Genomic DNA, 24,437 nt, shown 5'->3' with positions numbered 1-24,437 from the left:
CACTGCCAGAATCCCTCTCGTCATGTCTTCCTTTTCCAGTACCCTACCCATTGGCTTTGATGAAGCCACGCTCCAGCAGCTGACGGCGGGGCTTTCTGACCGGCAACTGCTCTGGCTGAGCGGCTACCTCTACGGTCGGGCAGGCACCGACCCGGCTACCGCCGCCAGCGCCCCAGCCGCCGGCGCCGCTCCCGTTACAGCAGCGGCCCCTGTTGCGGCTCCCAGCCTCACCATTCTCTACGGCTCCCAGACCGGCAACAGCAAGAAGGCAGCGGGCCTGGTGGCCGAAGCGGCCCGGCAGCGCGGCCTCCCGGCTACGGTGCGCGACATGAACGACTACCCCCCCAAGGACCTCAAAACCGAGCGGCACCTGCTGGTGGTGGTGAGCACCCAGGGCGAGGGCGACCCGCCCATTGCCGCCGAAGAGCTACACCAGTTCTTACTAAGCAACCGCGCCCCCAAGCTGCCGGAGCTGCGTTTTGCGGTGCTGGCCCTGGGCGACAAAAGCTACCTGCAGTTCTGCCAGACGGGGTTTGAGTTCGACCAGCGCCTGGCCGAGCTGGGCGCCACGCGCCTGCTGGAGCGCGTGGACTGCGACGTGGAATTCGAAGCCGAAGCCCGCCGCTGGGCCGGACAGGTGCTGGGGCTGCTTGCCGAATCGTTGCCACAGGTAGCGGCGCCGGTGGCGGCCAGTGCAGCCGCCGCGCCGGTAAAACCAGTGGCGGTTTCGGTCGTGGTAGGCGGGGCGGAAGTGGAGTTGGAGGAACGGGTAGAATACCACAGCCGTAACCCATTCGAGGCCGAACTGCTGGAAAAGATTCAGCTCAATGGCCGCGGCTCCACCAAGGAAACCTACCACCTGGAGTTTTCCCTGGCCGACTCGGGCATCCAATACGAAGCCGGCGACGCCCTGATGGTGCAGCCCCGCAACCGCCCCGGCCTGGTGCAGGAAGTGCTGGATGCCGCCCGCCTGGAGGCTACCGCCCCCGTGCGCCTGGAAACCACGGAGCTGGACCTGACCACGGCCCTCACCGAGCGCCTCGAACTTTCCGTGGTGACCCGCGACGTACTGGAACGCTACGCCGCCCTGGCTCCGCATTACCCCAAGCTACGCGAAATCCTGGCCGACAAGGCGGCCCTGCCTACCTACCTCTACGGCCGCGACGTAGCCGATTTGCTCCAGGAGTTTCCGGTGGAGCTGTCGGGGCAGCAGCTGGCGGCGGTGCTGCGGCCCCTGCCGGCCCGGGCGTATTCCATTGCTTCTTCCCTGCTGGCCCACCCCGAGGAAGTGCACCTGACCGTGGGCGCGGTGCGCTACCAGAGCAACGGCCGCGCCAAGCACGGCGCCTGCTCCAGCTTCCAGGCCGATCAGCTGCACCTCGGCGACACGGCCCGGGTGTGGGTGGACCGCAACGAGTACTTCAAGCTGCCCCAGGACCCGGGCACCGACATCATCATGGTGGGGGCCGGTACCGGCGTGGCGCCGTTCCGGGCCTTTGTGGAGGAACGGGCCGAAACCGGCGCCACCGGCCAGAACTGGCTGGTGTTCGGCAACCCCCACTTCACCACCGACTTTCTCTACCAAACCGAGTGGCTGCAGCACCTCAAGCGCGGCACCCTCCACCAGCTCGACGTGGCCTTCTCCCGCGACCAGCAGGAGAAAATCTACATCCAGCACCGCCTGCTCCAGCAAAGCCGCCGCCTCTACGACCAGCTCGAAAACGGCGCTACCTTCTACGTCTGCGGCGACAAAACCCGCATGGCCGCCGACGTGCAGCGCGCCCTGCTCACTGTCATCAGCCAAGAAAGCGGCCAGGGCGAAACCTACGCCGCCGACTACCTCAAGCAGCTCCGCAAATCGCGCCGCTACCTCGAGGACGTGTACTAGCCTATTCCACTGAAACTAAAGCTAGAGCTAAAACTTAGCTCCCCTCCTCAGAGGAGGAGGGGTTGGGGGTGGTTGACCGCGCGTCTGAACATCCTTTTTAGAAACTAGCCCTAAAGACCGTCCTACCCCTCTCCTCCGGGCAAGGGATACTAATCCTAAAAACCGCCCTACCCCATCAACCACCCCCAACCCCTCCTTATCCAAGGAGGGGAGCCTAACTCTCACTTTTCCTACCTCTCCTCCCAATCTGATGATGCGCCTTCTGCCGAGACGATGTTGTTGTAGCCGGTAACTGCTGCCGCGCTGCCTGACGCGGGTATTCCCGCCTGCGCTTTTCGCGGCCTTTACGTGGGCAGAGTCTTTCCAAGCGCAGACCTGCTCCCTACCCCTTCTTCTTTCCAGAACCTCATCTGATTTGTCATGAAGCACGCATACGCTTCTCTGCTGCCGGCTCTGGTGCTGGCCAGCGCTACCTCCCTGCACGCCCAAGACGCATTGATTTCTGTGAGCGGCACCGTTCGCGAAAAAGGTACTCAGGAGCCATTGCCGGGCGTGAGTATTAGCGTGAAGGGGGGGTCGGCGGGCACGCTCAGCGACCAGAACGGGCAGTTTGCCCTCAAGGCTAAGCTGCGGTTTCCGTTTACGCTGGTGTTCAACATTCTGGGCTACGAGGCCCGGGAGCTGGAAATTGCCAGCGGCAGCCAGCCCATTGCCATGCAGCTGGAATCAAAGGCGGTGGCGATGAACGAGGTGGTGGTGTCGGCCTCGCGGGTGGAGGAGAGCCGACTGAAGTCGCCGGTAGCCATTGAGAAGCTGGATATCCGGGCCATCAAGGAAACGCCTGCGCCCAGCTTCTACGACGCCCTGGAAAACGTGAAGGGCGTGCAGATGACTACCTCCTCCCTCACCTTCAAAGTGCCCAACACCCGCGGCTTCAACATCCCGAACAACTTCCGCTTTATGCAGCTGGTGGACGGCGTGGATATGCAGGCCGCTACCCTTGGGGTGCCGCTGGGCAACGCCATTGGGCCCACGGAGCTGGATATTGCCAGCGTGGAAATTACGCCCGGTGCGGCCTCGGCCCTCTACGGCATGAACGCCATCAACGGCATGGCCAACCTCACCACCAAAAGCCCTTTCAGCTACCAGGGTCTGAGCGTGTACCAGAAGGTAGGCGTCAACCACGTGGATGGCCAGGACCGGGACCCGAGCGTGCTGACCGAAACGGCCGTGCGCTGGGCCCAGGCCCTGGGCGGCGCCCAGCGCTGGGCCTACAAAGTGAACCTGAGCTACCTGCGCGGCACTGACTGGCTCTCTGACACCCAGAACGACCAAAACCCCCAAAACCTGAGCTCGGCCAATCCGCGCTTCCCGGAGCTGAGCGGGACCAACAACCCGGCCGCCGACCTCTGGAACCGCTACGGCGACGATAACGCGGGCAACGTGAGCATCACCATTCCCTACCAGGGCCGCACCGAAACCTTTAACATCCGGCGCACGGGCTACTACGAGCGGGACCTCACCAACCCCATTGTGCGCAACATCAAGGCCGATGCTAGTCTGCACTACAAGCTTACCGACAAGCTGGAGCTGAGCTACGGCTACCGGTTTGGGCTCATGGATGGCGTGTTTCAGCGCGGCAACAAGATTCAGCTGGATGGCGTGACGGTGCAGAACCACAAGCTGGAGCTGCGCGGCCAGGATTTCACGGCCCGCGCCTACCTGCTGGTCGAAAACACCGGCGACTCTTACAACCTGAACCCGCTGGCCCTGAACCTGGACCTGCAAAACGGCTCGAACGCGGCCTGGGGCGCCAAGTTCCGCACGGAACTGCAGAGCCGGTTGAGTGCCGGCGTCCCCCTGGCCGAGGCCATGCGCCAGGCCCGCACCGTGGCCGATGCCGGCCGCGCCGTGCCCGGCACCGCCGCTTTTGATGCTCTTAAAAATCAGATTACCAGCACCAACAACTGGGACAGCGGCGTGAACGTGCCCGGCGCGCCCATTCCGGGCGGGGCCGCCCTCACCCAGCGCAGCCGCACCTACCACGCCGATGCCCTCTGGAACCTGGGCCCGCGGGTGAAGTTCGTGGATGTGGTGGTGGGCGCCGATGCCCGCCTCTACGAGGTTATTCCCGACGGCAACAATTTCGTGGACTTCAGCCGGCCCCTCTCGGAACGCACCCAGCCCGGCGGCCGCAACCAGTACTACCAGAAAATCGGAGGCTTCGGGCAGGCTACCAAGCGGCTGCTCCAGGACCGCCTGAAGCTCACCGCGTCCCTGCGCCTCGACTATAACCCCGAGTTCGACCCCAAGCTGAACCCGCGGGTAGCGGCCGTGTACACCCTGGCGGCCAAGCACAACTTCCGGGCGTCGTACCAGAACGGCTGGCGCTTCCCGTCCCTGTTCGAGGCCTTGTCTTTCGTGAACAACGGCAACGTGCGCCGGGTAGGCGGCCTAGCCCGCGTGAACGAAGGCCTCAACTACCTCGACAACTCCTACACCCTGGCTTCCATTTCGACTTTTAACGCCGCTGTGAATGCCTACGTGGCCGCCAACACCGGTACCACAGCTTCGCAAGCCGCCCTGCGCCCTGAAATCCGCAGCCTGCTGCAAGTCGGCAACCTGCCCACCGAGCAGCCCGAGCAAATCAACGCCTACGAGGTGGGCTACCGCAGCGTGCTGCTGGACAATCGGTTGTCGATTGATGCCGACGCCTACTACAACATCTACTCCGGCTTCCTGGGGCAGGTGGAAGTGAGCGTGCCCAAGAACGCCAGCGGCCAGCAGGTGCCGGTAGGCTCCGATGAGGCCGTGCTGGCCGCCCTGGCCGCCAACCGTGCCGCCCGCCAGGACCGGTACCGCGTGTACACCAACGCCCGCAACAACTACCACAGCTACGGCGCTACCCTGGGCCTGACCTACAACTTCTACCAGAAGTTTACCCTGGGCGGCAACGTGAACTACAACGCTTTGTCCGACAACCAGGAGGCCGACATCTTCGTGACCGGCTTCAACACCCCGCACTGGGTAACCAACGTGACTTTCGGCAACCGCGCAATCGTGCGCAACGTGGGTTTCAACGTGGTGTGGCGCCGCCAGAGCACCTTCACCTGGGAAAGCCCCCTGGCCAACGGCCGGGTGCCCGCCTACCAAACCGTAGATGCCCAGGTGAACGTGCGCGTGCCCAGCCTGAAATCGACCATCAAAGTCGGCGGGGCCAACCTCTTCAACAACCGCTACTTCCAGTACGCCGCCGGCCCCACCATTGGGGGGCTGTACTACGTGGCGTTAACTTTTGATAATACCGTGCTACGGTAGCTCCTTCACCCTTCCTCGTTGCCTCACCCCAACCCCTCTCCTTTTCCGGAGAGGGGTTGGGGTGAGGCGACTAGAACTAGCCATGAAACACCTCCTACCTCTCCTGGGCTTCCTCCTGCTCCTGAGCCAGCACGCAACGGCCCAGAAGCAGTACGTGCGCGAGCAGCAAACCTGGCTGGGAGTGTTCAACCAAACGCGCTTCTCGGACCGCTGGGGCACCTGGACCGACCTGCAGCTGCGCCTGCACGACCACTACGTGCGGGACCTCGCCCAGGGCTTGGCGCGGGTAGGCCTGACTTACTACCTCACCGATGAAGTGCGCCTGACGGCCGGCTACGCCTACGTGCACCACTTTCCCGAAGGCACCCGCACCATCAGTCAGGCGGAGCACCGGCCCTGGCAGCAGGTGCAGTGGTTTACCAAGTTTCCGCGGGCCCGCCTGATGCAGTGGGTACGGCTAGACGAACGGTTCCGGCGCACGATTCAGGGGGGCAATGAGCGTACCGACGGCTTCAACTTCAACTACCGCGCCCGCTACAACGCCGCCCTGTTTCTGCCCCTGACCAACAAGGGCTTTACGCCCGGCGGGCTGCAGTTTCTGCTCAACAACGAAGTGATGATGAATTTCGGCCGGGAGATTCGTCTCAACTACTTCGACCAGAACCGGCTGTTTGCCGGCCTGGTGTACCAGCTCAACCCGCACGCCCAGCTGCACGGGGGCTACATGCACCTGTTTCAGCAGCTGCCGACGGGTAGCAGCTACCGCAATCAGCACACCATCCGGCTGTTTTACTTCCACAACTTCGACCTGCGGCCGACCCCGCCGCCGGTCCCGCCTACCCCTACTACTGCCCCGTAACCTCATGGCTGATATTCAAAAACTGTCCGAAGTTGAGCACGTCAAGCAGGCCAGCAACTACCTGCGTGGCACCCTGGCCGAAAGCCTCGTCAACCCCATTACCGGGGCCCTCTACCCCGACGATACCCACCTGATCAAGTTCCACGGCTCCTACCAGCAAACGGACCGGGACCTGGACTCGGAGCGGAAGCGCCAGAAGCTGGAGCCCCTGTACTCGCTCATGATTCGGGTGCGGGTGCCCGGCGGCGTGGCCTCCGCGGCCCAATGGACGCGCATGGATGAGCTGGCCGACCAGTACGGCAACGGCACGCTCAAGCTCACCACCCGCCAGGCCTTTCAGCTGCACGGCGTGCTCAAGCGCAACCTTAAAAAAACCATTCAGGGCTTCAACGAGGCCCTGCTGGACAGCATTGCGGGCTGCGGCGACGTGAACCGCAACGTGATGTTCAACCCCAACCCGCACCAAAGCCGCGTGCACGAGCAGGTGTACGAGGTGTCCCGGCAAATCAGTGCCCACCTCACCCCGCGCACCTCGGCTTATTGGGAGCTGTGGCTGGATGGGGAATCGAAGTACAGCAGCGCGCCGAACGAGGGCGAGGAAGACGCCGAGCCCATTTACGGCAAAACCTACCTGCCCCGCAAGTTCAAGATTGCGCTGGCCGTGCCGCCCCACAACGACACCGACATCTTCGCTAACGACCTGGGCCTGATTGCCATTGAGGAAAACGGCCGCCTGCTGGGCTTCAACGTGGCCGTGGGCGGCGGCATGGGCATGACCTTCGGGATGCCCGAAACCTACCCCCGCCTGGCCAGCCTGATCGGGTTTGTGCCCGCGGAGAAAGTAGTGGACGTGTGCGAGAAAGTAGTCACCATTCAGCGCGACTGGGGCAACCGGGAAAACCGCAAGTTCAGCCGCCTCAAGTACACCCTGGACCGCGTGGGCCTCGACGTGTTCAAGGCCGAGCTGGACCGCCGCCTGGGATTTGCCCTGGAGCCCGTGCGGGCCTATGAGTTCAAAAGCTCCGGCGACGCCTTCGGGTGGAGCCAGGGCCCCGACGGTGCCCACCACCTCACCTTGTTCGTGGAAGGCGGCCGCGTGGCCGACCGGCCCGGCCACCAGCTCAAAACCGCCCTGCGCGAAATAGCGGCCTTCCACCGCGGCGACTTCCGCCTGACCGGCAACCAGAACCTGATTCTGGCTAACGTAGCGCCCACGGACCGGCTTACTATCGAGGCGATTCTGGCCAAGTACGGGGTAGCCGTGGCAACTTCCTCGGGGCTGCGGCGGGGCGCGCTGGCCTGCGTGGCCCTGAATACCTGCTCGCTGGCTTTTGCCGAAGCGGAACGCTACATTCCGCAACTTATTGATAGATTGGAGCCTATCCTGGCGGCTCACCACCTCACCCACGATGATATCCTGATTCGGATGACGGGCTGCCCCAACGGCTGCGCCCGTCCCTACCTCGGGGAAATCGGGCTGGTGGGGCGGGCCGTGGGCCGCTACAACCTCTACCTCGGCGCCGCTTTCAACGGGGAGCGGATGAACAAGCTCTACAAAGAAATGTTGGACGAAGACGGCATCGTGGCCGAACTCACCCCGCTCTTCGCCGACTACGCCCAACACCGCCAGCCCCAGGAGCGCTTCGGCGACTTCATGATTCGCCAGGGCTACGTGCAGGCCACCACCAGCGGCCTGACGTTTCATGAGTAGTTGTTCGCCTTAAATTAGAACGTCATTCCGAGCGTGCGAGGAACCTCGCGTGCTGACATTGTGGTGCTGTTTCGAGGGTCATCCGAGCGAGATGCTTCCTTCGTCAGCATGACGTTCTTTTACCGCTTCCTACCCTTCCGCCCTCAACCAACACCAACCCATGCCTCTTCCTTCCAACGAACTTCTTCCCCAACCGGAGCCGCCGCCGCACTTGAATAGCAACCGGCTGTTTCCTGTTTTTCTGAAGCTGGAGCAGCTGCACGTACTACTCGTGGGTGGCGGCTACGTAGGACATGAAAAGCTCGCGGCTCTGCTCTCGAACAGCCCGGGGGCCGCAGTAACGGTGGTAGCTACCTGGTTTTCGGCGGAGCTGAAAGCCTTGGCGGCCCGCCACCCGGGCGTGCAGCTGCGCGAGCAGCCCTACCAAACGACCGACCTCGTGGGCCACGACCTGGTGATTGTGGCCACCAACGACAAAGCCCTGAACCTGCGCATCAAGGCCGATGCTACCCGCCAGCGCCTGCTCTGCAACGTGGCCGACACGCCCGAAGCCTGCGACTTTTACCTGGGCTCCATTGTGCAGAAAGGCGACCTGAAAATTGCCATCAGCACCAACGGCAAGTCGCCGACCATTGCCAAGCGCCTGCGCGAAATGCTGACCCAGGCCCTGCCCGACGAGCTGCACGACGTGTTGCAGCGCATGTCCATCATCCGGGACAAGGTAGGCGGCGACTTTGCCCACAAGGTGAAGTCCCTGAACGCCGTAACGGCCGAGCTGACCGGCGGCCCGGCCTACGAGTCGCCGGCGGCGGCGCGGTGGCGGCGCATTGCCACGGCCTCGTTGCTGGCGTTTGCGGCCATGCTGGTAGTTAATATTCTTTCCTATTACTTCACCTGGCAGCAAGTGTGGGGGGCCGCCACGCACGCCGAAATGTTCTGGCTGTTCGTGGCTATCGGCTTTGGCGCCCAGCTGATTGATGGCCTGCTGGGCATGGGCTACGGGGTAGTCACGGCCATTAGTCTGATGAGCCTGAACATTGCCCCGGCAGCCGTGAGTGCCAGCATTCATACCGCCGAAATGTTTGCCAGCGGGGCCTCGGGCTACCATCACTACCGCTTCGGCAACGTGAACAAGCGCCTGTTTAAGGTCCTGCTGATTCCGGGCGTACTCGGGGCCATTACGGGGGCCTACCTGCTCTCGAAGTTCGGCGAAACCTACGCCGGCTACGTCAAGCCCCTGCTGGCCGCCTACCTGCTGCTGCTTGGTATTCGCATCATTTCCAAAGCTTTTACGAAGCAAGCAGCCCGCAAAAAGCACAAGAAACTGGGGCTGCTGGCCGCCGCCGGGGGCTTTCTGGATTCGTTCGGCGGGGGCGGCTGGGGGCCGCTCGTGACCAGCACGCTCATTGCCGGCGGGCGCACTCCGCAGTACGTTATCGGCTCGGTGAGCGTCACGGAATTCTTCGTCACGTTTGCCAGCGCCGTTACGTTTTTTGCCACCCTGGGCATCTCGCACTGGCAGATTATTCTGGGGCTGATTGTGGGCGGGGTGGCCGCCTCGCCCCTGGCCGCCCGCCTGGCCGGCCGCATTCCGGTGCGCTGGATGCTGGTGGGCGTGGGCCTGATGGTCATTGTCTGGAGCCTGTGGGCCCTGCGCAAGGTGTTTTTAACGTGAATCTAAAAAGCTACCACACGAACAAGCCCCGTTGAGTGCTCAACGGGGCTTGTTCGTGTGGTAGCTATATGGCCTAGAAAGTACCTCTCTGCCGTAGAGACCTTTTTGCCGATTACCTAGTAGTGCCCCCCGTTAAATGAGCTTAACACATAAGTTTGCAACAACATATACAGGCCGTACAATACCAGGGGGCTGATAATAAAGACTGATAACCGGGCAAGCGACAACTGTTGCTGGGCAGCACCTGTCAAGCTAAGCTGAAGCTTGCTGTTGCGTTGGCCGTAGATGTAATAGATGAGCAGTCCCAACACCAGCCACACGTACAGCCGCAGCCAGGTTTCCCAAGGCAAGGACACCATCATCACCAGGCAGGTCAGGATGCCCAGGATGGGCACCAGCGGCACGAGCGGGGTGCGGAAGCCGCGGGGGGCGTTGGGCTCCTTTTTGCGCATGATGAGCACACCCAGGCACACCATCACGAAGGCCAGCAGGGTGCCAATAGAAGTCATTTCGCCTACCACTGCAATGGGCACGAAGCCGGCAAACAGGGCAATGAACAGCCCGAGCAGTAGCCCCGACTGCAGGGGCGTGCCGAACCGCTCGTGGACGCGGGCAAACACGGGGGGCAGCAGCCCATCCTTGGACATGGCGAAGAACACGCGGGTCTGGCCCAGCAAATCCACCAGAATTACGGAAGTATAGCCCACGATGATGGCCAGTATGACGGCCGAGGACAGCCAGGCGTAGGGGGTTTTTTCGATGGCAATGGCCACGGGCGCGGCGCTGTTCTTAAACTCGGTGTAGTTGGCCAGGCCCGTGAGCACGTGCCCGAACAGCACGAACAGCACCGTGCAAATCAGCAGGGAGCCGATGATGCCGATGGGCATGTTACGCTGCGGATTTTTGGTTTCCTGGGCCATGGTCGCCACAATATCAAAGCCAATGAACACGAAGAACACAACGCCGGCTCCGCGCAGAATCCCGCTCCAGCCAAACTCGCCGAATACGCCCGTATTCTCCGGGATGTAGGGTTGGTAGTTCGTGGGGTCGATGTACTGCCAGCCCAGGGCAATGAACACGAGCACCACCGACACCTTCAGGCTCACGACCAGGGCATTAAACCAGGCCGAGCTTTTGGTACCCCGCACCACAACAAGCGTAATGCCGAGCACAATGAGCATGGCCGGAATATTGACCAGCCCGCGCACCACGCTGCCATCGGCCAGGGTGGCCGTCTCGAAGGGCGACATCACCAGCTGGGGCGGAATATGCAGGTTATACTTGCTCAGGAACTTCACCAGGTACTGCGACCAGCTGATGGACACGGCCGCCGCGCCCACCGAGTATTCCAGAATCAGGTCCCAGCCGATAATCCAGGCAAACAGCTCGCCCATGGTAGCGTAGGCGTAAGTGTAGGCCGAGCCGGCCACGGGCACCATGGCGGCAAACTCGGCGTAGCACAGGGCTGAGAAGGCGCACCCAATGGCCGCCACCACAAACGAGAGCGTTACGGCCGGACCGGCATTGTTGGCGGCAGCTAGGCCCGTGAGCGAAAACAAGCCCGCGCCAATAATTACCCCAATGCCAATGGCAATCAGGTTAAACCCGTTCAGGGTTCGTTTCAGGGTGCCGGCGCCGGTGGCGGCGGCTTCCTGCCGCAGCAGTTCCAATGATTTTTTTAGCATAAAAAAGCAGGTACCACCCCCGGGGTGGCTGGTAAGTAAAAAGCCCGGTCGTGGTGCTACCCCAGATTCGGGGCAGAAAGCCTGTCCCCGGAGCCCGGTGGGCAGCACTGCAGACCGTTACTTTGAGAAAGAAGAAAGAGGTGGCATACCGCCGGCTCCCGAGCGAGAGCCGCGTCGGAAAAGGGAGAAGGAAAGCGGGGGCCGTAGCCGCCCGGGTGCGTACCCAGGCCAGCCGCGTACTCTCAGTCGCAACAACAGCCGCTCCAACAGCCGGCCGGCCCTGGCCAGGCCATCCGGAAGCGGGCAGCAGAAACTACGGAACGGGTATTACGGCAGGGGCAAAAGTCCACGGCTTGTTGTTTTTATATGGTCAGGAATTGGCACCGTTCCAGCAGTTGCGGATGGTTGCCGACGCGTCAGTGAGCCTGTCTCTCAGCGCCTCTGTATAAAAACAATCCTTTGGGCTAGAAAGAATTGATGGCGCAAAGGTAGGGCCGGAAATCTACCGCTGCAAACGGCCCACCGGAAGCGCACCTCCCGCGCGTTGCGGACGGCGCGCAACGCTGCCAGGCCCCACGGTACGCGCCCCGCTACCCTGTACAACCAGCAGGCAAACAGCACTTTATCATCCACGATGAGAAGGGAGCCCCAAAGTTTAACCTGAAAATTTAAATATTTTCAGAGCGCCTGCGTCCGGAATTTGGCAAAAGTTGGCATCTGAGTTGCCTACTGATCATACAGAAACCCAAAAAAACCTGGTGGACACTGCCGGGCATCTGTTTTCCCGAATTTAACTCTTCCAACATAGCCATGAAAAAGCTTCTCGTTCTTCTCGCCGCTTTCGCCTTCTCAACTGCCGCTGTTTCGGCCCAGACTACCCCCGTAAAAGCCGCGCACAAGCAGCACCAAAAGGGCAGCAAGTCCGCCAAAACGCCCGAGCAGCGCGCTGACCACGCCGCCCAAAGCCTGGCCCGGAAGGTGGGCCTCTCGGCTGCCCAGACCGAGCAAGTGCGCCAGCTGAACCTCGCCCGCTTCCAGGAGCTGCAGGCCAAACGGGCCCAGGTTGCTACCGCCGCCGACAAAAAGCAGCGTCACCAGGCCCTGAAAGCCAGCAAGGACCGTTACGAAGCCCAGCTCAAGCAGATTCTGAGCGCTGAGCAGTACACGAAATACGCCCAGCTGCAGGCCGAAAAGCAGGCCAAGCACAAAGGCCGGCAGGAGCAGCGCAAAGCCAAAAGCTAAGTTGCCACACCCCGCCTACTGCACGCCTCGTTCCATCCGGAGCGAGGCGTTTGCTTTGTTAGTAAAGCCGGGGTTCGTGTTTGTTTCGCTCAGGCGAAAGAGGGTAGCGCTTTATCGTCTTTCTCGGGCGCGTTCAGCCAGCGCAAACGGTAGCAGTTCATGGCCGCGTCGCCGAGCTGCTCCAGCAGGCGGTAATTGGCCACGGCCCCCACGGCGGCCCCAATTACGGGTACTAATTGGGCCATTTTGGCCAGGTCGATGTAGTCGCGGTACTCCTGCTGAAAGGTGCGCCAGTCGAACTCCTGCACATCAGCGGGCAGAGTGTGGCGGTACGTATCCCAGGCAGCTACGCGCTGGTACACCTTATTGCGGGTATGCTGGCTGCTAAAGGCCAGTTGAAAGATGTGGAGCACAAACAGGCGCTCGGTGTAGTCGCGCACATCGTGGCCGTAGAGGGCGGCTACGTCGAACAGGAACTTGAGCTTGAGGCCCAGCAGCAGCGGAAAATCGGCCAGCCCCAGCAGAAAGCCTCCGGCCCCGGTTACGGCTCCTTCGGCCGCGGCCGTGTTGCGGTAGTAGCGCAAGGTAGTCCTGACGGCGGCCTCCCGCTCGGCTAGTGATGCCCTGGCCTCGGGGCGGCGGGTAGTATGGGTAGAGCCAAAGAGCACGCCGCGCACCATCTGCTTAATGGCGGCGGTAATGGCAGTGTGCACCTTTTCGGGTAGCAGGGCGTTCAGCCGCGTTTGCATACGCCGCGTCAAGCTGCCCAGCAAGGTGGGCTTCTGCTGCATGCGGCGCTGCCAGGCGCGCAGTTCGGCCAGAGGTTCTTCGTCGAGGGATGCCATAGTACAGGGCAGTGCGTGGACATAGGTACGAATATCTTTGGGTAAAAGCCGGGGGTAGGCCGTACCGCGCCTGTTGTACCGGCGGTACTGGCTCGGCTACGCTGCTTTTCTGGTGGTGGCCGTCGTAGGGGTGCTGGCGGTGCACCACCAGCTGGAGCGGGTACTAAGGCCACAACCTGACGCCGGCGCCCGTGCCCTGCCCCCGCCCCCCGGGTTGCGCCCTCCGCTAGCCCGCCCGAATGGGTTGCCCCCGGCCGCTTCTCACGGCATGGGGCCACTACGGCCCGGGGGCACCCATCGGTTTGGGCTGTTTAACCCACCTGTTTTTCTTGTCACGCTGCTGGCCCTGGGCCTGGGCACCAGTGTAGCGGCCGTGCAGCGGGGGCAGCGGGAGGCTGCAGGCCGCGCAGCCCATCGACCTGCTGTTTCTGGATATTCAGATGCCCGACCTGAACGGCCTGGAGCTGGCGCGGGTCCTGGACCGCGGCCCTGGGCCCGGCCACCGGCCGCGCGTCATCTTTACCACCGCCTTCAACCACTATGCCCTCGAAGGCTACAAGGTGGATGCGCTGGATTACCTGCTCAAGCCGTTTTCCTACGACGAATTTTTGCGTGCCGCCCAGAAAGCGCAACGCTACGCCGAGCTGCAGCACCCCCCGGCCCTACCCCTCGCCACGCCCCCAACCCCGGAACCGGCGGAAGATTTTCTGTATCTGAAGGTAGAATATCAGCTGGTGCGCGTGCCGTACGATGATATTCTCTACATCGAAGGGCTCAAGGACTATAGTAAAGTGTACCGCCGCAGCAAGCCGCGGCCCTTGCTTTCGCTGCAAAGTCTGAAGGCCCTGGAAGAGCGTTTGCCCCGGCAGTTCATGCGCATCCACCGCTCCTACATCGTGGCTCTCCACCAGATAACCGCCGTCGGCCGGGGCCTGGTGCAAATTGGCGCGGCCACTATCCCCATCAGTGAGGGCTACCGCGAGGCCTTCGACCAGTACATGCGCCGCTGGAAGTAACCCGGGTCCTCTCACCGGTGCGGGGGCCGCGCTTACCGCAGGCTGTAAATCCGCTCGATTATCTCTACCACTTTCAGGCCCTCCAGGGCATTGGTGGTAGCGTAACCGCCGTTGCGGAGGGTTTCTATTACATTCTCAATCACCTGCACGTGGTTGGCGGCGCTGCCCTGGTAGGCGCCGTAGCTGTTGGCTGGGTTGGTGGGGGGCAGCGCGGGCAGCTGGTACTCGTGCAGGTGGCAGTACTCCACCTTATCCAGGTACTGCCCCCCAATGCGCAGGCTGCCGCGCTCGGCCACTACCGTCAGGGAGCTTTCCAGGTTCCGGTCCCACACGGCCGTGCTGTACTGCAGCGTGCCGCTGCCCCCGCGCACGAGGTCAAAGGTTACCAGGCCGCTATCCTCAAACTCAGTGAGCCCCTGGTGATTGAAGTTGTGGAAGCGGGCCGTCAGATTGGTCACCTCCCCGAACACCCAGTAGAGCAAGTCCACGAAGTGGCTGAACTGCGTGAACAGGGTACCGCCGTCCTGGGCCTGGGTGCCGCGCCAGCCGCCGGGGCGGTAGTAGCGGGCGTCGCGGTTCCAGAAGCAGGTCAGCTGCACCAGATACACCTGGCCCAGGCGCCCTTCCTCATAAATTTGCTTAAGCCAGGCCGCCGGGGGCGAATACCGGTTTTGCATCACCCCAAACACTAGGCGGTGGGTGTGGGCCGCCGTGCGCACAATGGCTTCCGCATCGGCCGTGTGTAGGGCTATCGGTTTTTCGATAACGACGTGCAGACCGTGCCGCAGCCCGGCTATGGCCTGGGGCGCGTGCTGGTCATTTGGTGTAGCTATAGTCAGCACATCGGCCTCAGGGCCAGCAGCAAAGTAGGCGTTGAGGGAGGAATACAAGGGCACGCCAGGAAACTCGGCGGCCAGCCCGGGGGCCAGGGCCGGGTCGGAATCTACCAGGGCCACGAGCTGCGCGCGGGCATGCCGGGCCACCAGGGCCGCATGCCGCCGCCCGATATGGCCCACGCCACAAATTACAAACCGAACGGCTCCACTGCCGCCAGAATCAGATACTGCTCGGGATAACACGGCCGCAAGCTGCGAAAAAACCAGCGTTTAATTCCGCCAAAACAAAGCCCGGAGCACCATTTCTGGTATCTCCGGGCTTTGTTTTCCTTCGACCAAGGATGGCGCCTACTACGGGGGAGGCTTACAACAGCCGCTTCAGCTCATTGAAATTGCTGTTGCTGACACTCTTACCCGCGCAGCCCAGCTGCTGGGCGCTGCGCTGAATGTTCTGGATGCGCGAGCCGGGGTTAGGGTGGGTGCTCAGGAACTCCGGCGTGCCGGCCCCACCCTGTTTTTCGGCTTTGATAAAGAAGCCGGCGGCTCCGTCGCAGGAGTAGTAGCGGGTGCCGTTGAGGTAAATGGTGGAGTACTTGTCGGCCTCGGTTTCAAAGCTGCGGCTGAATTTGAGCTGCCCCAGGCCGGCCGCAATCTGCACCAACTGGTTGGAGGAGCGGTTGCCCAGAATCAGGCCCAGCAGCAGACTGGTGCCGTACTGCTGCTGCAGCTGCTGGGTGCTGTGGCGGCGGTCGGCGTGGGCAATTTCGTGGCCGAGCACCCCGGCCAGCTGGTTTTCATCGTCCAGGAACTTAATCAACCCCGAAAACACGTAGATGTGGCCGCCAGGGGTAGCAAAGGCGTTCTGGGTCTGGTCGTCTTTGATGATCTGGACATCCCACGGAAACTGCTTGCGGTACTTGATGTTGCCGTTGTCGAGCACGCGTTTCACTACCCCATCGAGCAGCTGGTAGGCCCGGGGGTTGCGGGAGCGTTCCAGGAGCTGGCCTTTGGCACGGTACAGGGAGTCGGTCTGCTTGGCCACCTGCGCGCCCAGGGCAATATCCTGGTTAATGGAGAACAGATTAAGGCCCTGCGCGGGCTTGTTCACGGCGGCCGTGGTCAGGCCAGCCACCGCGGCCAGCGGAAGAAAGAAGGTCAGGATGGTACGACGCATGAGAAATAAAGAGGGGAAACAGGACGGAACTACTACGCAGAAGAGAAAAAACAGTGCCAGTGTACGTGCAGCTTTTCAACTGTGGCCTGCGCCTAGCCCGCCGACAGGGCCCACTCCTGCACTACCTCCGCCACGTACGCTACCTGCTCGGGGGCCAGGGTTGGGTGAATAGGTAAAGACAAGACCGTCCGGCACAGGCGCTCGGCCACCGGAAACTGCCCCTGCTGGTAGCCCAGGTAGGCGTAGGCCGGCTGGGCGTGTACCGGCAGCGGGTAGTACACGGTGCTGGGTACGCCGTGGGCCGCCAGGTGCTGCTGCAGGGCGTCGCGGCGGCCGGGCTCATCGGCCAGGGTGATAGTGTACTGATGAAACACATGGGTGCTGTGCGGGTCGCGGGCCGGCGCCTGTACGCCGGGCACGGCGGCCAGGGCAGCATCGTACTGCGCCGCTATGCGCTGGCGGGCGGTGGTCCACTGGGGCAGGTAGCGAAGCTTTACCCGTAGCAGGGCGGCCTGCAGGGTATCGAGGCGGGAGTTAAGGCCGATGTGCTCGTGGTGGTATTTGCGGGTCTGGCCGTGGTTGGCCAATTGGCGCAGGGTAGCGGCCCGCGCCGCATCGGGGGTGAATAAGGCCCCCCCGTCGCCGAAGCCACCCAGGTTTTTGCTGGGAAAAAACGACGTAGTGCCTACCTCCCCCACCGTGCCGGCCCACCAGGTTGCACCTTCGCTGGTCGTAAACTGCGCCCCGATGGCCTGGGCATTGTCTTCAATCAGGGCTACCCCATGCTGGTCGGCGAGGGTCCGCAGGGCCTCCAGGTTGGCGCACTGCCCGAACAGGTGGACCACTACAATGGCTCCGGTGCGGGCAGTAAGAGCCGCCGCCACCGCGGCCGGGTCGAGGTTGAACGTCCCGGGCAGCACATCAGCCGGAACCGGGCGCAGGCCTAGCACGGCCGCAGCTTCCAGGGTGGCCACGTAGGTGAAGGCCGGCACAATTACCTCGGCCCCGGCCGGCAGTTGCAGGCTCATCAGGGCCAGCTGCAGGGCATCGGTGCCATTGGCGCAGGGCACTACGTGCGGGCCACCCAGGTAGGCACCCAGCTCCCGGGCAAACGCAGCCACGGCCGGCCCCTGAATAAAGGCGGCTTCCTCCAACGTATCGGCCAGGGCCGCCTGTAGCTCGGCCTGGAGGGGAGCATGCTGGGCGGCCAAGTCCAGCATCTGAATGGAAGGGCGCGAAACAGGAGGTGACGACACGGAAAACGGCTTGGCGTAAAAGAAGCAGGCACCAAAGATAGAAGGCTACCCCAAACCCGCCGGGGCGCAACCAGGCAAGCGCGTGTTGCGTTAAGCGGGCTAACGGCTACATTGTAGTAGTTCTATATTCTCTCCCCTTCACCTATTCGCCATGTTCAGGAAAACCCTCTCCCTGCACGCCCTCACCGCCCTGCTTTTGCTGGGCGGCGCGGCAGTTACTACCTCCGGCTGCAACCAGAATCAGCAAAATGAAGCCTCGGCCGAAGCCGACCAAGCCTATAACGACTTCAAAACCTTCGTGTCGGATACGGAAGCTAAAACCGACGCCGTAGCCTCGGAAGCGGAAGCCGACTACAACCAGGAAACGGCTCAGCTCAAAGCCGATTTTGACGCTAAAGTAGCCGCCGTTGACAAATATGCGGACCGTTACGATGACGCCCGCCGGCAGGAAATTGAGGCACTGCGCACCCGCTATACCACGGCCTACGACAAGCGCGAAATGGCCTGGAAAAGCCGTCCCGGCGCTACCAGCGCCATGTCGGGCTCGGCCAGTACCACAGCCGGCAGCGGCACGAAGATGGGCCAGTACTACAAGCCTACTAACCCGGCAGCCCAGCTTACGGCGGCCAACGCCCGCCAGACCTACGAGGCTTTTGTGCGCGACATCAAGGTCAATGAAAACAAGTACGACATTGACGATTGGCGCAACATTAACGCCGAGTGGCGGGCTCTCGACGAGGCCTACGACCAGGTAAAGAAAGATATTCCGGCCCGCGACCTGGCCGAGATTCAGAAGGAAAAGCTGAAGTACGCGGCTTTCAAATCTTATGACAAAGCGGAAGCCCGCGTAGCCCAGGGCGCCGACGCTACGGAACGCGGCGTCGAACAAGCCGCCGCCGAAACCCAGGATGAGCGCTCGGCCGTGGGCCGCGCTGCCAGCAACACCGCCGCCGATGTAAAAGAGGCCGGCAAAGATGTAGGCCAGGGGGCCGCGAAAGTGGGCAAAAAGGTAGGCAGCGCCGTGAAAGGTGCTTATAAAGAAGTAAAATCGGAGGTTAAAAACACCGATAACGACTAGCCAACATTCTTTTTCGGGCACGGCGCCGGCTCTTCTCTCTGAGGGGCCGGCGCTGTTGGTTTCAGGGAGTGCTGGGGCTTCTGCCGCTAGCGTAACTCGGTCAGCAGCCAGTACAGCTTCAGGGCATCCAGTTGGCGCAGGCTGGGCCGACTGGAGAGCAGATTACGCCGCACCTGCTCACGGCGCAGACTGAAGGCCGCGCGCACGGCCTCGCTTAGTCCCCAGCGTTGCAGGCGCAGGGCGGCCTGCAGCAGCTTGGTGTCGGCCCCCAGGCCCTCGGCGCGGTACAGCTGCACTAGGTTGCGCACGGCATCATGGGTTTTTTGCAAGAAGATGGGCGCCGGGTCCAGGCCGTTGTGCAGCACCGGATTATCCAGGTGCACCACCGGGGCCCCGGCGCGGCGCAACAGCCACCCGAATTTTGTGTCTTCGTGGCCGTAGCGAGTCAGGCTCTCATCGAGGCCCAACTGGCGGAACACCTCCGCCCGGATGAGCAGGTTATTGAGCGTGAGCTGCCCGTGGGGCGCACGCTGGCGCACGGCAGCCGACCGGGCCTCGCGCCGGCGGCCGTAGAGCCAGCGGAGCCGCAGGGCTTCTTCCTGGGGCGGCACCGCCTCGTAAGCCGTTCCGCCAGACAGCACCGGGGCCTTGGTTCGGGCGGCGGCGTAGCGGGCCAAAAAGCGGGCATCGGGGAGCAGGCTGTCGTTATCGAGCAGCAGCAGCCAGGGCTGCCGGGCTTCGGCGGCCAACTGGTTGCGGATGGCGGCGCGGCCTACGTTACGCTCCAGCTCGCGGTATTGCACGCCGGGCAGGCAGGCCACTTCCCGATTTTGCCGCCGGCAGGCTTCCTCCGAGCCGTCGTCGAGGCAGCGAACCTCTACCGGGCCGGGCCAGCCCGCGGTCTGCGCCAGTAATGCGCGCACCAGCGGCCGCACATCGTGGTTGTACACCGGAATCAGCACTGAAAGGCCAGCCATGCTTACTAGAGAAGAATTGGAAAGCAAAAATGCCGAAAGCATTGAATTTTCAGGCATTTTCTCCCGGGACCGAGCAGTAGCCGCATACCGCGACGCGCCCCCGCGCCCTGGGGCGGTACATAACGCTTCTTTGCGGCAGGTAGTGTAGCGGCGGCCCCCGGGCCCGGTTTACAAGGCCAGCTCGAAAGGCGTAACGGCCGAATCCAGCAACTGCCCGCCTTCGCACTTCAGCACCCGCTGCGGATACTGCCGGATAATCTGGTAGTTGTGGGTGGCCATCAGCACGGCCGTGCCCGCGTTGTTTATTTCCACGAACAGGCGCATGATGCTGTCGGCCACGTCGGGGTCCAGGTTGCCGGTGGGCTCATCGGCGAGCAGCAGCAGGGGCTCATTCAGCAGGGCCCGCGCAATCACCACGCGCTGCTGCTCGCCGCCCGAGAGCTGGTGGGGCATTTTGGCGGCGGCGTTGGCCAGCCCTACCCGCATGAGCACCTCCGAGATGCGCTGCTGCTTGCGCGCCTTTCCCGACCAGCCCGTGGCATTCAGCACAAACAGCAAATTGTCCGCCACCGACCGGTCAAACAGGAGTTGAAAGTCCTGGAAGATGATGCCCAGCTTCCGGCGCAGGAACGGTACTTTATCGGTGCTGGCGAGTTTGGGCAGCGGAAAGCCGGCTACCGTGCCCGTACCGGCCGGCAGGGGCAAGTCGGCGTAGAGGGTTTTGAGCAGGGAGCTTTTGCCCGAGCCGGTACGACCCACCAAATAGGCAAACTCGCCTTTCTCCAGCGTAAACGTGACCTTCTGCAGCACCGTGTTAACGTCCTGCATAATATAGGCGTCGTGCAGCTCAATAACGGGGACGGAAGAGGTAGGCATGGCAGTGAAGGTAGGTGAGGCAGATAAATCCCCAAAATAGCGTTCCGGGCAGCACAAGACCCCAGCCCCCCATGAGGTGCCGACAGGTTTCCTGCACTACCCGGAACAACAAGCAAATCAGCCAGCTAGAGGTCCAGCTTTTGCAGTTTGCCGAACTCAAGCCCTGCAATTACCGTGGCCAGCTCGTCTTCCTTGCCTTCCAGCCCGTAGCGGTGCAAATCCTTCAGGGGGCGGTCGGCGCGGAAGTAGGCAATCAGCACGAAGTGCTCATCGCGCAGCTGGATGTAGTCCGGAATCTTGGCCTTGCCTTTTACTTTGATGATGTACATGGTGATAATGTGGGAAATGTGAAAATGTGAAAAATGTGGAAATGGCCTTCCGGCACACTCTTCACATTCTCCACATTTCACACATTATAAATTACCCATTCACCTTCTTGTGGTCAGCCAGGAAGGTAGCGAGGCCTTTGTCGGTGAGGGGGTGGTTGAGCAGGCCGGTAATTACGTTCAGGGGGCAGGTTACCACGTCGGCGCCCAGCTCGGCGCACTGAATCAGGTGGGGCACGTGGCGCACCGAGGCGGCCAGCACCTGGGTGGGGTAGCCGTAGTTGGAGAAGATATCCACGATTTGCTGAATCAGCTGCAGGCCATCGTGCCCGATATCATCGAGGCGACCTACGAACGGCGACACGTAGGTGGCGCCGGCTTTGGCTGCCAGCAGGGCCTGTCCGGCCGAGAAAATCAGGGTGCAGTTGGTTTTGATGCCCTTATCGGAGAAGTAGCGGATGGCTTTTACCCCGTCGCGGATCATGGGCACTTTCACCACAATGTTGGGGTGCAGCTCGGCCAGAGCCTCGCCCTCCCGGATGATGCCCTCGTAGTCGGTGGCAATTACCTCCGCCGACACGTCGCCGTCCACGATTTCGCAGATCTGCCGGTAGTGGGCCATCACGGCATCGGTGCCTTTGATGCCTTCCTTGGCCATCAGCGAAGGGTTGGTGGTTACGCCGTCGAGCACTCCAAGCTCAACAGCTTCCTGAATTTCCTTCAGGTTGGCGGTATCAATGAAAAATTTCATGCGGGTAGATTGGAAACAACGATGCGCGCAAAGCTAATCACGGATTAAACGGATTTTTCGGATTGCGCGGATTTTGTACAGCGGCGGCGAGAATCCCGGGCTATTCTGCCGAAGCGCAGCCGCTTGCCAGGGCCCCTAAACACAGCAAGCGCCTCCCTCTGGGAGGCGCTTGCCGGTACTGAGCAGATACAGAAGCATCCGTAAAAGTCGGACGGCTCACCTGAATCCGTGATAAAAAAAGCGAGCCAAAATCGCACCGCTCAACCACCTACCCTTGCTACCTTCCGGTCCTGGGGGAGTTCAGCAGGAGCTGGTCGTTCTGACTCGCCGGGGCAAAGGTACGCAGCTATTGCGGCAGAAATCATACTTCCAGCAGATATTTTTTCACCCGGGGCAGTAGTAGCAAGATTATCAGCCTATTTAAATTTCTGAGCTCTTTGTTTCAGCTACCGGCTTAGTGCTTCCAGGCTTTGGTGGCAGCTTTGCTGCGCTTCTTCAGGTCGCGCTTGTAGCCCTGCACAGGCTCCAGCTTGAACAACAAATCAGCGGGGCCGCGTACTACCCGCTCGGCACTCTGGTAGCCCGCGAAGCTGACCTGAATAACGGGGGTAGCGGCGGTGGTTGGGAGCAGGTAGTTGCCCTCGGAGTTGGTGCTGACGGAGTGCTCCTTTTCCCCCACCACCATCACGGTGGCCCCCATCAGGGGCTTTCCCCACTCATCTACCACGCTGCCCGTCAGGGTTCGGGAACTGGGTTTACCCGACGTTCCGCTCTGGGGCGGGGCAGGTGGCAGCTGCACCGCTTTGGCCAAGGCCTCGGGGGTAGCATCGGGCAGGCGCTGGGCCACGGCCGGTGGGGGAATGGTGAGGGCACCTAGCAGCGACAAGGCCAGCAGAGGAAGAGCGGAATCCATAAAAAAAAGCAGGTAAGCTAACGGCTATAACACTGCTACAAAGTACTATCGGCCTCGGCGGGGTACAAAGGCAGATCATGCCCTTATTGTGACTAGCACTTGTTAGAGAAAACCATAGGATTATAGGCATACACTCGCACGTTTTCGGGGTTTATCAGCGGTTACAGCAGTTCAGCGGTTTCACTTCAGGCTTTATTTGTGACGTTATAATCAGGTAAACAAGTTATTTACACGCCGCACCGAAGGGCTCCGTGGGCGGTACTGTAACCAACTGGAGTCCAGCCGGAGCCTGTCGGATTTTACGGCCATCTCCGGCGGAAGCGCCCAGGCTTACCAAGGCCGGTCCGCAAGAAAAATGCGGTTACCGCGGCGGCGGGGTGCGGCAGGTCTGAAATCTGCGCCGTACTTTTGCCCATGCCTCAACAGATTCTCATTCTCGATTTTGGGTCGCAGTACACCCAACTCATTGCCCGGCGCATCCGGGAGCTGAACGTTTACTGCGAAATTCACCCTTATACGCACGCCCCGGACCTCACTGAGGACATCCGGGGCGTTGTGCTTTCGGGCTCGCCCTGTTCCGTGCGCGACGCCGATTCGCCCAACCCCGACCTCTCCCGCTACCTGGGCCAGGTGCCCGTGCTGGGCGTGTGCTACGGCGCGCAGCTGCTGGCCCACCAGCAGGGCGGCGAGGTGCTGCCGGCCACCATCCGGGAGTACGGCCGCGCCCGCCTCGCGCGCGTCCACCACAGCTCGCCCCTGCTGCACGGCGTACCCACCGAGTCGCAGGTATGGATGTCGCACGGCGACACGATTAAGACCCTGCCCGCCGGCTTCGACATCATTGCCAGCACCCCGGAAGTAGCCGTGGCCGCCTACCAGATTCAGGGCCAGGAAACCTACGGCATTCAGTTTCACCCCGAGGTGACGCACTCCACCGACGGCAAAACCCTGCTCCAGAACTTCGTGGTGAATATCTGCGGGCTGGACCAGAGCTGGACGCCCGAGCACTTCGTGGACAGCATGGTGGAAACCCTGCAGCGCACCATTGGCGAGGAAGACCAGGTGATTCTGGGCCTCTCGGGCGGCGTCGATTCGTCGGTGGCGGCGCTGCTGCTGCACAAGGCCATTGGCAAGCGCCTGCACGGCATCTTCGTGAATAACGGCCTGCTGCGCAAGAACGAGTACGAGGACGTGCTCCACTCCTACCAGGGCCTGGGGCTGAACGTGCGCGGCGTGGATGCCTCCCAGGAGTTCTACGATGCGCTGGTGGGCCTCACCGACCCCGAGCTGAAGCGCAAAGCCATTGGCCGCACCTTTATTGAGGTGTTCGACCGGGAAGCCCAGAAAGTAGAAGGCGCCCGCTGGCTGGCCCAGGGCACCATCTACCCCGACGTGATTGAGTCGGTATCGGTGAAAGGCCCGGCCGTGACTATTAAGAGTCACCACAACGTGGGTGGCCTGCCCGAGAAAATGAACCTGCGGATTGTGGAGCCGCTGCGGGCCTTGTTTAAGGACGAAGTGCGCGAGGTAGGCCACACCCTGGAGCTGCCCGAGAACATTCTGCACCGCCACCCCTTCCCCGGCCCCGGCCTGGGCATCCGCATCCTCGGCGACATTACGCCCGAGAAAGTGGACCTGCTGCAGCGCGCCGATGCCATCTTCATCAATGGCCTCAAAGACCACGGCCTCTACGACAAGGTGTGGCAGGCCGGCGTGATGCTGCTGCCCGTGCAAAGCGTGGGCGTGATGGGCGACGAGCGGACCTACGAGCGGGTAGTGGCCCTGCGCGCTGTAACCAGCGTGGACGGCATGACCGCCGACTGGGCCCACCTGCCCTACGAGTTCCTGGCTGACGTTTCGAACCGCATCATCAACCAGGTGCGCGGCATCAACCGCGTGGTGTACGACATCAGCTCCAAGCCGCCAGCAACCATTGAGTGGGAATAGAGAGTAGCTGAGTAACGGAGTAGTTGAGTAAAGTGACCTGGCCCCTACCCCTGCTAACTGCCCA

The 24,437-nt window shown here is 62.1% G+C and carries 19 protein-coding genes, 1 other RNA gene and 1 riboswitch; of the genes, 9 read left to right on the top strand and 11 right to left on the bottom strand.

From position 1 onward, the window contains the following. Nucleotides 1–22 precede the first annotated feature (22 nt). The 5 genes from GGU46_RS09825 (at nt 23) to GGU46_RS22440 (ending at nt 9,451) form a co-directional block, all read left to right on the top strand. Nucleotides 23–1,888, top strand: a complete 1,866-nt coding sequence (locus tag GGU46_RS09825) for an assimilatory sulfite reductase (NADPH) flavoprotein subunit (protein WP_183403338.1) — start codon at nt 23–25, stop codon at nt 1,886–1,888. A gap of 420 nt (nt 1,889–2,308) precedes the next feature. Continuing rightward, a complete protein-coding gene (locus GGU46_RS09820; RefSeq protein ID WP_183403337.1) occupies nt 2,309–5,206 on the top strand; it encodes a TonB-dependent receptor in 2,898 nt (965 codons plus the stop codon). 82 nt (nt 5,207–5,288) lie between these two features. Beyond that, nucleotides 5,289–6,065: a DUF2490 domain-containing protein gene (locus GGU46_RS09815; RefSeq protein ID WP_183403336.1), complete on the top strand. Its 777-nt coding sequence runs from the start codon at nt 5,289–5,291 to the stop codon at nt 6,063–6,065. Between the two features lie 4 nt (nt 6,066–6,069). Then, the gene (locus tag GGU46_RS09810) at nt 6,070–7,776 is read left to right on the top strand and encodes an NADPH-dependent assimilatory sulfite reductase hemoprotein subunit (protein WP_183403335.1); all 1,707 of its coding nucleotides are present in this window, start codon (nt 6,070–6,072) and stop codon (nt 7,774–7,776) included. A 160-nt stretch (nt 7,777–7,936) separates the two neighbouring features. Further along, on the top strand, nt 7,937–9,451 hold the full coding sequence (locus tag GGU46_RS22440) for a TSUP family transporter (protein WP_183403334.1): 1,515 nt from the start codon (nt 7,937–7,939) through the stop codon (nt 9,449–9,451). Between the two features lie 116 nt (nt 9,452–9,567). On the opposite strand, the gene GGU46_RS09800 is transcribed toward GGU46_RS22440, so the two are convergent. Next, nucleotides 9,568–11,136, bottom strand: coding sequence for an amino acid permease (locus GGU46_RS09800; protein WP_183403333.1), 1,569 nt, complete (start codon nt 11,134–11,136; stop codon nt 9,568–9,570). Between the two features lie 359 nt (nt 11,137–11,495). After that, a riboswitch (SAM riboswitch) is annotated at nt 11,496–11,588 on the bottom strand. 358 nt (nt 11,589–11,946) lie between these two features. On the opposite strand from GGU46_RS09800, the gene GGU46_RS09795 reads away from it, so the two are divergent. Beyond that, nucleotides 11,947–12,378: a hypothetical protein gene (locus tag GGU46_RS09795; RefSeq protein ID WP_183403332.1), complete on the top strand. Its 432-nt coding sequence runs from the start codon at nt 11,947–11,949 to the stop codon at nt 12,376–12,378. A gap of 89 nt (nt 12,379–12,467) precedes the next feature. Here GGU46_RS09795 and GGU46_RS09790 read toward each other — a convergent pair whose 3' ends face one another. Continuing rightward, nucleotides 12,468–13,223, bottom strand: a complete 756-nt coding sequence (locus GGU46_RS09790) for an EcsC family protein (protein WP_183403331.1) — start codon at nt 13,221–13,223, stop codon at nt 12,468–12,470. A gap of 395 nt (nt 13,224–13,618) precedes the next feature. Between GGU46_RS09790 and GGU46_RS09785 the strand changes: the two genes are divergently transcribed. Beyond that, a complete protein-coding gene (locus GGU46_RS09785) occupies nt 13,619–14,239 on the top strand; it encodes a LytR/AlgR family response regulator transcription factor (protein ID WP_317171902.1) in 621 nt (206 codons plus the stop codon). Between the two features lie 32 nt (nt 14,240–14,271). On the opposite strand, the gene GGU46_RS09780 is transcribed toward GGU46_RS09785, so the two are convergent. From GGU46_RS09780 to GGU46_RS09770, 3 genes are all read right to left on the bottom strand, one after another. Next, nucleotides 14,272–15,318 (bottom strand): Gfo/Idh/MocA family protein, encoded by a 1,047-nt coding sequence (locus tag GGU46_RS09780; protein WP_183403329.1) that lies wholly within the window; start codon nt 15,316–15,318, stop codon nt 14,272–14,274. 121 nt (nt 15,319–15,439) lie between these two features. After that, nucleotides 15,440–16,249 carry a M48 family metalloprotease gene (locus tag GGU46_RS09775; protein ID WP_183403328.1) on the bottom strand — a complete coding sequence of 270 codons (810 nt, stop codon included), beginning with the start codon at nt 16,247–16,249 and terminating at the stop codon, nt 15,440–15,442. A 92-nt stretch (nt 16,250–16,341) separates the two neighbouring features. Next, nucleotides 16,342–17,505: a DegT/DnrJ/EryC1/StrS family aminotransferase gene (locus GGU46_RS09770; protein WP_317171890.1), complete on the bottom strand. Its 1,164-nt coding sequence runs from the start codon at nt 17,503–17,505 to the stop codon at nt 16,342–16,344. A gap of 151 nt (nt 17,506–17,656) precedes the next feature. Here GGU46_RS09770 and GGU46_RS09765 point away from each other — a divergent pair, with 151 nt between their 5' ends. Continuing rightward, nucleotides 17,657–18,583 carry a hypothetical protein gene (locus GGU46_RS09765; RefSeq protein ID WP_183403327.1) on the top strand — a complete coding sequence of 309 codons (927 nt, stop codon included), beginning with the start codon at nt 17,657–17,659 and terminating at the stop codon, nt 18,581–18,583. Nucleotides 18,584–18,669: 86 nt separating this feature from the next. Here the strand turns inward: GGU46_RS09765 and GGU46_RS09760 are convergent, their stop codons facing one another. The 6 genes from GGU46_RS09760 to GGU46_RS09735 all read right to left on the bottom strand — a co-directional run bounded on the left by GGU46_RS09760 (nt 18,670) and on the right by GGU46_RS09735 (nt 22,426). Then, nucleotides 18,670–19,560 (bottom strand): glycosyltransferase family 2 protein, encoded by an 891-nt coding sequence (locus tag GGU46_RS09760; protein ID WP_183403326.1) that lies wholly within the window; start codon nt 19,558–19,560, stop codon nt 18,670–18,672. Between the two features lie 168 nt (nt 19,561–19,728). After that, nucleotides 19,729–20,436 (bottom strand): cell division ATP-binding protein FtsE, encoded by a 708-nt coding sequence (locus GGU46_RS09755; RefSeq protein ID WP_183403325.1) that lies wholly within the window; start codon nt 20,434–20,436, stop codon nt 19,729–19,731. 125 nt (nt 20,437–20,561) lie between these two features. Then, nucleotides 20,562–20,765, bottom strand: a complete 204-nt coding sequence (locus GGU46_RS09750) for a fructose-6-phosphate aldolase (protein ID WP_183403324.1) — start codon at nt 20,763–20,765, stop codon at nt 20,562–20,564. Between the two features lie 91 nt (nt 20,766–20,856). Next, a complete protein-coding gene (gene fsa / locus GGU46_RS09745) occupies nt 20,857–21,513 on the bottom strand; it encodes a fructose-6-phosphate aldolase (protein ID WP_110977476.1) in 657 nt (218 codons plus the stop codon). Between the two features lie 234 nt (nt 21,514–21,747). After that, nucleotides 21,748–21,844: signal recognition particle sRNA small type (gene ffs, locus GGU46_RS09740), an RNA gene on the bottom strand. Between the two features lie 123 nt (nt 21,845–21,967). Further along, the gene (locus tag GGU46_RS09735) at nt 21,968–22,426 is read right to left on the bottom strand and encodes a carboxypeptidase regulatory-like domain-containing protein (protein ID WP_183403323.1); all 459 of its coding nucleotides are present in this window, start codon (nt 22,424–22,426) and stop codon (nt 21,968–21,970) included. A 414-nt stretch (nt 22,427–22,840) separates the two neighbouring features. Between GGU46_RS09735 and guaA the strand changes: the two genes are divergently transcribed. Further along, nucleotides 22,841–24,373, top strand: a complete 1,533-nt coding sequence (gene guaA / locus GGU46_RS09730; protein WP_183403322.1) for a glutamine-hydrolyzing GMP synthase — start codon at nt 22,841–22,843, stop codon at nt 24,371–24,373. The last annotated feature ends 64 nt before the right edge of the window (nt 24,374–24,437 follow it).

Source organism: Hymenobacter latericoloratus, from assembly GCF_014199535.1.
Taxonomy (GTDB): Bacteria; Bacteroidota; Bacteroidia; order Cytophagales; family Hymenobacteraceae; genus Hymenobacter; species Hymenobacter latericoloratus.
The sequence above is the reverse complement of the archived record's forward strand: the minus strand, read 5'-3'. Positions and strand labels throughout refer to the sequence as shown.